Annotated in this window: 9 protein-coding genes and 1 pseudogene; 5 read left to right on the top strand and 5 right to left on the bottom strand. The window is 63.8% G+C overall.

From position 1 onward, the window contains the following. Nucleotide 1: 1 nt before the first annotated feature. The 4 genes from ABH933_RS44605 to ABH933_RS44620 form a co-directional block, all read right to left on the bottom strand. Complete coding sequence (locus ABH933_RS44605; RefSeq protein ID WP_429429041.1) at nt 2-1681, bottom strand: cytochrome P450; 1680 nt, start codon at nt 1679-1681, stop codon at nt 2-4. Nucleotides 1682-1719: 38 nt separating this feature from the next. Next, entirely contained in the window at nt 1720-1857 is a 138-nt protein-coding gene (locus ABH933_RS44610; protein ID WP_429429039.1) for a hypothetical protein, read from the bottom strand. A gap of 62 nt (nt 1858-1919) precedes the next feature. Then, nucleotides 1920-2267: a hypothetical protein gene (locus ABH933_RS44615; RefSeq protein ID WP_429429037.1), complete on the bottom strand. Its 348-nt coding sequence runs from the start codon at nt 2265-2267 to the stop codon at nt 1920-1922. Between the two features lie 67 nt (nt 2268-2334). Beyond that, the gene (locus ABH933_RS44620; protein WP_429429035.1) at nt 2335-2862 is read right to left on the bottom strand and encodes a hypothetical protein; all 528 of its coding nucleotides are present in this window, start codon (nt 2860-2862) and stop codon (nt 2335-2337) included. A 514-nt stretch (nt 2863-3376) separates the two neighbouring features. On the opposite strand from ABH933_RS44620, the gene ABH933_RS44625 reads away from it, so the two are divergent. The 5 genes from ABH933_RS44625 (at nt 3377) to ABH933_RS44645 (ending at nt 8262) form a co-directional block, all read left to right on the top strand. Next, nucleotides 3377-4642: a hypothetical protein gene (locus ABH933_RS44625; protein ID WP_429429033.1), complete on the top strand. Its 1266-nt coding sequence runs from the start codon at nt 3377-3379 to the stop codon at nt 4640-4642. A 1-nt stretch (nt 4643) separates the two neighbouring features. Continuing rightward, the gene (locus ABH933_RS44630; RefSeq protein ID WP_429429031.1) at nt 4644-5144 is read left to right on the top strand and encodes an LOG family protein; all 501 of its coding nucleotides are present in this window, start codon (nt 4644-4646) and stop codon (nt 5142-5144) included. A 167-nt stretch (nt 5145-5311) separates the two neighbouring features. Then, nucleotides 5312-5773: a hypothetical protein gene (locus ABH933_RS44635; protein ID WP_429429029.1), complete on the top strand. Its 462-nt coding sequence runs from the start codon at nt 5312-5314 to the stop codon at nt 5771-5773. A gap of 27 nt (nt 5774-5800) precedes the next feature. Next, entirely contained in the window at nt 5801-6988 is a 1188-nt protein-coding gene (locus ABH933_RS44640; RefSeq protein WP_429429027.1) for a hypothetical protein, read from the top strand. A gap of 221 nt (nt 6989-7209) precedes the next feature. Beyond that, complete coding sequence (locus tag ABH933_RS44645) at nt 7210-8262, top strand: IS110 family transposase (protein WP_429429025.1); 1053 nt, start codon at nt 7210-7212, stop codon at nt 8260-8262. 52 nt (nt 8263-8314) lie between these two features. Here ABH933_RS44645 and ABH933_RS44650 read toward each other — a convergent pair. Then, nucleotides 8315-8557: pseudogene (locus tag ABH933_RS44650) on the bottom strand (hypothetical protein); the annotation flags it as partial.

Here is an 8557-nt window from a genome sequence, read left to right on the forward strand (position 1 = left end):
CTTATCTGGGCAGGTTCAGTGAGGCCGGCAGCGGCGACGTGGCCAGGATCATCGGTGGGGACGGGGGAAACACCACCGGCAGCGACCACAGAGCTCGATGGAAAGCACCAGGCCGCCATGACAATTCGCTGTCCGGCACAGCCAGCTCCATGTCCGGCACAGCGTCGAACAGCTGATCGAGCATGCCGCCCACGATGAGCAACGCCAAGGCTTCGGCCGGGCAGGCATGCGGGCCGGCACCCCAGGACAGGTGCGACCGGTTCCCGATGCGATCGGCACCGGTGATCGCAGGATCGGTGTTGCATGCGGACAGGCTGATCACCACCGGCTGATGCGCGGGCAGCCACACCTTTTCGTCCTCGAGCCACATGTCCTGGCGGGGGTAGGTGACGCAGAAGTTGCCCAGCGGTGGATCGTCGAACAGCACCTCATCGATCGCATCGCGGGGGTGCAGACTCCCGCCGAGCACGCCCCCGGCGAACCGGTCGTCGGTCAACGCCAGGCGCACGGTGTTGATCACCAAGTTGGCCATCGGCTCGGTGCCCGCGGCGAACAGTAGCGCCGCGGATTGGATCACTTCCATGTTGTCCAGGCGCTCGGGATGCGCGATCAGCTGCGAGGTGAGATCGCGACCCGGCGACTGTCGTTTCCATGCGACCACTTCACCGATCGCGGCCGCGAAATCCTGTCCGCCCTGGACCGCGTCCGGCGATCCCTCGAGGATCGCGGCCATCCCGGTATAGGCCCGATCGGCTATTTCCGGCGGGAACCCCATCAATTCACCCAGCACCGAAAATGCCAACGGCAGTGCATAATCGGCGCGCACATCCATCGCACCCGACCCGCACACCGTGTTGATCAGTGCCTCGGCACGATCATTGACCACGCGCTCGACCTGGTACAGGTTCACCGTGTCCAGACACGACGTCAACGGCGCCCGATATCGGTCGTGCGCCCGGCCCGCGGTGCGCAGCGCGTTTTGTCTCGGGCCGAGCATCTCGAACAGTGGGCTATCCGGATTTCGTCGTGCCCACTCGGTGGGATCAGCCGGGAAGCGGTTGTCGTGCAGGATCCGCCGCGCGGTGCTGTACCGGATCACCAACATTGCTGGCGCCCCGGGTGCAAGCTCGATCGGCACTACCGAGGGATACTCGCGCCGCGCCGCGGCATACACACCATGCGGGTCGGCCGCGAATTCCGGCGAATGCAACGGCACTCGCGGACCCTCATGCGCCACCGGGCACGCTCCCTGCTGTGGCATATACTTTCTCCAGTCCTGATATTCAGTCGACAATTGTTGTGCAGCAATGTGTTTCGTGGATGTCTCCGGTCTCGCCGCAGGGAGAATTGACCGTCCGCCGGCACCGCAGGCTCGTCGTTCCGGTGCCGGCGTCAGGGGTCGTACACCGCACCGCTCCCCCTTCTTGGCGATCTCCGGCCAGGCCAGATTGCGGATGCCGGACACAGTGAGCGGGAAATACCGGTGCAGTGGATCCCGGCCCGGCCGCAGCTCCCACCGGGTCTCCAGCCAGCCTCGTCGAAGCATGCGGTGAATTAGAAGGAGCGTCCGCACGCGGCCGAGTCCAGCCCGCCGCGACCGTCCCCGGCCCGGCTGCACATGCGCCGCATCGGTCAGGAACAACCACGCCGAGCGGCGCGTGACCGGATGGGTCGCGGTCAAATCCACACTCCCACAAGCGATCCAGTGCTCCACTCATGTCAGGCCCTCTCCGGCGCGTCGTGGCCATCGACCTCATCGCGGTACTCGTGCCGCAGGCGCGCCACAAGATCGGCGGCATTCACCCGGCCGTCGGCGGCGCCATCCGCCCTGACCCTGGACACCGCCCCTACAGCCAAGATGAGCACTGTGCCAACAACCACTACGACTACGATCACGAAAATGGCTTGTCCCCAATGCATTACGTCTCACCCCGTCCGGCAAAGGGCGAGGCCGTCGCGCTGTCCGCGGTGTATACCTCGTCGCACCACTCCATCGGGTCTGTATTTCCGCCCAGATGCGCCAGGCTCGGGGTCAATACGGCCGCAATATGCACCCCATACACCCGGGTCGCATTCGCGGCCGCATTACGCAGCCGCAGCATCGGATAGTCCACGCTCCCGCCGTCGTGCCTGACGATCCCAGCGAGGGGATACCCGATGTCCACGGCCAGGCGGCGGATCTCGGTCTCATCCAGACTCTGGCGCGGACCCGAAATATCGGACCGGACATAGCCGATCGCCGCCGGCGGATGGATCTTGTTGTCCATCTCAGCGGAAAGATGCAGAGCTGCAACATCTCTGGATGGAATGGGCTGAGACATCAACCAGCGGGGTTCACCAGAGGTACAGGTCATCACACCGCACCTCCCGCTCGATCCCCGGCCACGCCGTCGGCAGCTCGATCCCGCCAGCGAAAACCCGCTCAGTGAACTCGCCGTAGCCGTTGACCATCTCGGCCAGGTAATCCCACGACCGCAGAACCTGCAGGTCGTCGGTCGGATCGTGCATCAGTGCCCACCACGCGAACTCCCACGCCTCCACCAGCAGGCTCAGCGCGCGCCCCACCGAGTGCATGACCCTGAACGCCCCAGGCCGCGGCCGGGGAAGTCGGCCCGCCACCGATCGATCGATCTCAACCCTCGTGGCACCGATCTCCGCCCGCACCCGATCGCCCTCGCCAGCACCGATAGTGATCAATTCGCGATACAGACACCCGAGCCGCTGTATCAGTTCCGCGATCGCGTCAGTGGCATCCAGTTGCCCACGCAACAGGCACAACACCACATCGGACGAGGGCAACAACGGATCCGTGGGTCTTCTCCATTGCATGGCGGTGCTCACGTCGCCGGGTTGCGCCATCACGATCACCACCCCTGCCCCCACGCTCGCGCGTGTTGAACCTGGCAAGCCAAGGACAGGGGCACCCGGAACTCAAGCCGTGTGGCCATCACCAGTTGCGCTGCCCGCCACTGACGGCAGGACGCACACCGAGTCTCGGATGTGTCCTCCGCAATCCTGTTTGTCATCGCACCAGCTCCTGGTCATGAGCGACGTGATCTAGCTCGTCGGCTGTAGGCAGCGTCAGGTAACGAAACCCCTTGGGGCTCGGTACATATCCGAGATCGGATATGACCAAACTCAAGACGACCTCGCCCGCTTGGTTCGGCCGCTGCCGGGGTGCAATGGACTTCCCCCGTTCACCGGACGCCGCTGTGATTAGCTTCACGCGAAGACCACTGACGTCACAATGTCGGCACCCGGCCATTTCTCGGCCATTAGACGGACTTTTCCCGGACCTAACCGGTTCACTCGCTACTAGCGGTCCCCGATCCGGGATACCGTGAGTCGACCCGAAAAACCCGTGTGAGGGGACGCTATGAACAGCGATGCTCGCACCGTGCTAGAGCTGCTGATTCGCCAAAGCACGTGGACCGTGCCGGAGTGGTGCGCCCGCTTCAACGAGGTCGCCCGGCTCTCGGATGAGTCCGCCACCTTGTCCGCCCGGCAACTGCGTAGGTGGATGTCGGGAGAAGCTGAGGCGCGACCGGCGTCAAGGCGCGTTGCCCGTCTGGTGTGGAAACTAAGTTTCGAGGCGCTTACAGCGCCCCCGGAAGCCGAACATCCACCCGAACCAGCGTTGAGCACGCTGGAGATGATGACCCAGGAGATAGCTATGTCCACCGACGACTCCGCACGCTGGATCAAGCGCGGCGCGGGCGGCGTCGATGAGAACGTCCTCGAACAGCTGCACGCCGATGTGCGCGCGCTAGCCGCCGACTACCTCGTCAAAGCGCCATACGAGCTGGTCCCCCGCCTGAACGGCCTGCGCCGCGAGGTATTCGACCTGTTGGACATTCGCCAACGTCCGCGGTTCATCCCTGACCTGTACCTGGTCGCTGGGCAAGTCTGTGCACTGATGGCGCACGCCTGCGCTGACCTGGGCCGATCGTACGATGCTGATACCCACGCGAGAACGGCATGGCTTGCCGCCGACTACGCCGAAGACCAGCACCTTCGCGCTTACATCCGCTGGGTCCAGGCGAATGTGGCCTACTGGGCAGGCGAGTACAAGCAAGCCGCCAGGTACGCCGAGAACGGCCTGACCGACATGACCGACCCCTCTACACGGCTACGGCTGGCAAGCCAGCTGGCGCGAGCGCAAGCGGCCCGTCGTGATGAGCGGGCGGCGCTGGCGGCACTCGACATCGCCCTGGACGCGCTGGGGCGGGTTAGTCCGCAAGCTGCCGAGCCGGGGGTCATGTACTTCGATCCCGGCAAAGCTCGCTACTACGCGGCTGAGGTTCACCTTTCGCTCAGTGGCCGAGAGCATTTCGAGACGGCTCTCGAGCACTCCGAGGCTGCCCTCGACGTTTTCACCGATAGCTCACCCCCGGAGTTCATCGCGGCGGCTGAACTCGACAGCGCGCGAGCACATTTGGGCCTCGGCGACGTGGAAGCTGCTGGAGCCCATATGGATCGCGTTCTTGCGCTGCCGGTCGAGCGGCGCACCACTCCCATCGTCGAGCGCGTTGTCAAAACCGCCGATGAGCTGGCGGCGATAACCGGGCCACGCGCACGAGCCACCCTCGAACTCACCGACCGAATCAACCTGTTCACCACCTACACCGCACAAAAGGAGTGATGTGTCGCCCTCTATCCAGGTCGCTGTCTGCGGACCCCGGCAATGCACCGACGCCGACACGGCGAATGCCCGCGAAGTGGGCAGACTCCTCGCAGAGGCTGGGGCGACAGTGCTCTGCGGCGGCGGAACCGGCGTCATGGCCGCAGTCGCCGAGGGCGCTTCGAATGCCGGCGGACTCGTCATCGGTGTGCGTCCGGACACCGACCCGACTCGCATCTGCGACGGGCTATCAGCAGTGCTGTATACGAATATGGGTGAGGCACGGAATGCGATCCTTGTATGGTCCGCGGACGCAACGATCGTTATCGGTGGATCGTTTGGCACCCTGTCGGAACTTGCCTTAGCTAATCGCCGCGGCGGTGTCCCAGTAATTTCCCTTGGCGGATGGCGCATAACAGACGCCGAGGGCAAACCCGTAGACATGGGAATCCAGGTAGACACACCGCAGGCGGCTGTGGCTGCAGCACTGTCGCCACGGCCGGATTCTCATCAGCGCGCATGAACTGACCATTGCGCACATCCAACATCTCACCCCTGAATATCATCAGCTCAAGTAGCAACTACAGGCTAGTTTTGTACTACGGTACTGGCGGCATACCTGCGGGACGGGCTCGAGCCAGGCCCCGCCGATCTTGATAAGCATGCATTCCAGGAAAGGACCAGGCAGTCATGTCCGACGAGCAAATGGGTTTCGAAATTGAATTCGACGAGAAAACCGAGGCGTACCTTGCGTGGGCCGATCCTGAGCTGATGGAATCCAAGGTACGAGAGTTCATCACCGTAACCGTTGGGGATTCCATGGAGGGCGAGTGGTGGAAAGGTAAGCATGCAATCCGGATTCTCGAGAAAGCGCGCGAACAGTTCGGCGATCTCGACACCTTCCGCGACCCTGCGAATCATGATCGGGCCGACCAGTTGATGAGGTTCGTTGGCGCCTGCTATATCAAGCGTGGCATGACATGGACTAATCGCCCGGAGTGGAGCAAAGGCATGTATGCCGATTTCAGTCCGGCGGTGACCGGTAACGACGACCGCAGTGTCGAGTCAATGACGCAAAGCCTTTTCGCCCGTGACGGCGCGCGGAGGGTGATGGACAATATGAGCGACGCACGCCCGGCCCGAAGTCAATAGTTCGGCGACTTCCCAGGGGGCGGGAACATGCCTGATGAATACGACCGTATCCGCAAAGATTTGTCCGTGGGTGAGCGTGGCCTGTATTTCGAGCTTGGCCGCGCGCACCTACTTGGCGAAACACAAGCGCGCGGATGGGTCCGACAGTTCGCGATTAAGACGGACCAAGGTGCGCGAGTCCTGGATTCTGCTCGAGGTGATGGCAAGGGGGTAGAGGGCCGGGAACGGAAGTCCGGTCAGGTCGACAGGATATTCCAACAAGTGGATCGAGAGCGCTCCGCACTCGAAAAAAGCCAGATGACCCGTAGTCGGTGGGAAACCGTAGAGGGCGAGAAAATTTCCCGGTCGGCTGAGAAAGACCTTGCCGAGATGAGACGGGATTTCGGGGGTCGTTTCGAACACGTGGTGGTGTCGCGGGCGGATGCCACCCGCGCTATCGCAGTCGGCAGAGATCTGGTTCAGTCCCAACAATTGGAGTTGGTTCAGCCGTATGTGCTCGAACGCGCACAGCGGGCACGGGTGCGGTTGGAAAAGATCCGGGAGCTTGTACGGCAGAAAGAGCGTGACGCTCAGGAGAAAGCAGCCCGCGAAAAGGAGACCCGAGAGAAAGCAGCTCGGGAGAAAGAGACGCAGGAGCGGGAGGCACGGGAGAAAGACGCGCGGCGAATTGATGTCAAGAACCGCGCCCTCGTCCGTTATCTGGGTTTGACTGAAAAGGCGGTGGAGCGGTCGCGTGAGCAAGGGCAGCCTATGACTGCGGCGAAGGTCGTGGAAATCCACGACAGGGCCGCTGAGGGGATAAAGAACGTGCGCGGGCTGGAGCGAGCGGCAGCGGAACGCAACATTGCAGGGTTGGGACTGGATCCCGGAACGGCTCAGACGATGGCCGACTTGCAGATCGCGAAAGCGGAGGAGAAACCGCATCGCACCGTCCAGATGCAGGGCATCGACAAGGTAGCCGATAAGGCTATCGAGCTGCATCAGGTGGAAGTCACGCATGCGGAAAAGGTCGCGGAGAAAGCGCTCGAACGCGACGAGTTGGCGAAGTATAAGCGGTATCTGGAGAAATCGAGGGAGGGGTTGGGGCGGGCATATGAGGCTGGTCAGATCTCGGCGAATACGGCGCGCCACCACCGCCACATTCTCGACCTGCTGAACACACGCAAACCGCCCCTACGACCAGGAACAACAGTGGAAAAGCTGGGCAGACAGTGAAGATGTGTAGGGCTTCTCCGAGGGATCTGACTCATGGGCAGACGGACGTCATCGGATTGTCCTGCGCTGGATTCGTCGATCCACTCGGAGGAGCCCACCGACACGCGACCGGACGGCCGCCCGTGACCTTATAGGAGCTTGGTAGAGCCCCATCACTGTCTTGTCCGCCCGCCCGGCCGGCGCGTGCCCACTTCGGAACGGCAAGGACGGACACGACCAGCATGACGCACACCACTCCGCAGATCACCGGTGGAGTCGACACCCACGGCCAGACCCACCATGCCGCGGTTATCGACTCGATCGGACGGCACCTCGCTGACCGGGAGTTCCCCGCCACCATGAGCGGTTACCGTGCTCTGCTGGATTGGATCCGGTCACACGGCGCTCTCGTCGCGGTGGGGGTGGAAGGCACCGGCACCTACGGAGCCGAGCTGGCCCGGGTGCTGACCGCCGCGGGCATCACGGTGCTCGAGGTGGATCGACCCGACCGCAAGACACGGCGGATGCAGGGCAAGTCGGATCCGATCGATGCCTACGCCGCGGCGACAGCGGTGCTGTCCGGCCGGGCCACCGGCATCCCGAAGAGCCGCGACGGCGTGGTCGAAGCGGTGCGGGTTCTTCGGATCGCACGCCGCAGCGCGATCAAGGCCCGTACGCAGGCCGTGAACCAGATTCGCGGCCTGCTGGTCTCGGCGCCAGCAACGCTGCGTGAGCAGGTTGCGGGCATGGACCGGACCGTGCTGATACGGACTCTGACGCGGTTACGACCCGACGCGGACCTGTCCGACCCGCTGACGGCGACCAGATCCGTGCTGCGGCGACTCGCTCGCCGCTACCAGTCTCTCGACGACGAGATCGCCGAGCTGGACGCGCAGATCGCGCCCCTCGTCGAGCGAGCGGCGCCGGCGCTGGTGACTCGGTTCGGAGTCGGCACCGAGACCGCAGGTCAACTGCTGGTCTCGGCCGGGGACAACCCCGAACGCATGCGATCCGAAGGCGCCTTTGCGCACCTGGCCGGCGTCGCTCCGATCCCGGCCTCCTCCGGCCGCACACACCGCCACCGTCTCAACCGCGGCGGCGACCGGGCCGCGAACAACGCATTGCACACCATCGTGCTCACCCGCATGCGTTTCGACGAACGCACCCGCGCTTACGTCCAACGCCGCACTACGGAAGGCCTGTCCAAAAAGGACATCATGCGCTGCCTCAAACGGTTCGTTGCCCGTGAGGTCTACCGCGCACTCACCAGCACACCCGCTGGTCAAACCACATAAACAAGCTCCAACTACGACGACTTGACAAGCATAGGAGCATCCAGCGACTACCTCACGCCCGAAACCCTGTGGCACGCGCGCCGCAGGCGCGCGAACCACCCACAGCCCATGTCGGTGGATCGAAGCAGTTCCACAACTGCTGCCAGGCAGCGACCCAAGGCCAGTGAGCGGGCAAGTGCAGCACAGGTTTTCGCTGCGGTCGTGTGAAACGAGCGGGAACGGCGATGATCTTGCGGCGCAGCGTGGCACCGCGGGCTTTGCCCAGCTTCGGGTCGGCGAGCGTGCCGGCGGCGCG

The sequence above is a fragment of the Nocardia sp. GP40 genome (genome assembly GCF_050434125.1).
Taxonomy (GTDB): domain Bacteria; phylum Actinomycetota; class Actinomycetes; order Mycobacteriales; family Mycobacteriaceae; genus Nocardia; species Nocardia albiluteola.

Bases quoted from the DNA above. Each gene is read 5' to 3' on its own strand.
- ABH933_RS44640 (WP_429429027.1), top strand. From the start codon at position 5,801: ATGCCTGATGAATACGACCGTATCCGCAAAGATTTGTCCGTGGGTGAG.
- ABH933_RS44645 (WP_429429025.1), top strand. From the start codon at position 7,210: ATGACGCACACCACTCCGCAGATCACCGGTGGAGTCGACACCCACGGC.
- ABH933_RS44625 (WP_429429033.1), top strand. From the start codon at position 3,377: ATGAACAGCGATGCTCGCACCGTGCTAGAGCTGCTGATTCGCCAAAGC.
- ABH933_RS44635 (WP_429429029.1), top strand. From the start codon at position 5,312: ATGTCCGACGAGCAAATGGGTTTCGAAATTGAATTCGACGAGAAAACC.
- ABH933_RS44615 (WP_429429037.1), bottom strand. From the start codon at position 2,267: ATGGACAACAAGATCCATCCGCCGGCGGCGATCGGCTATGTCCGGTCC.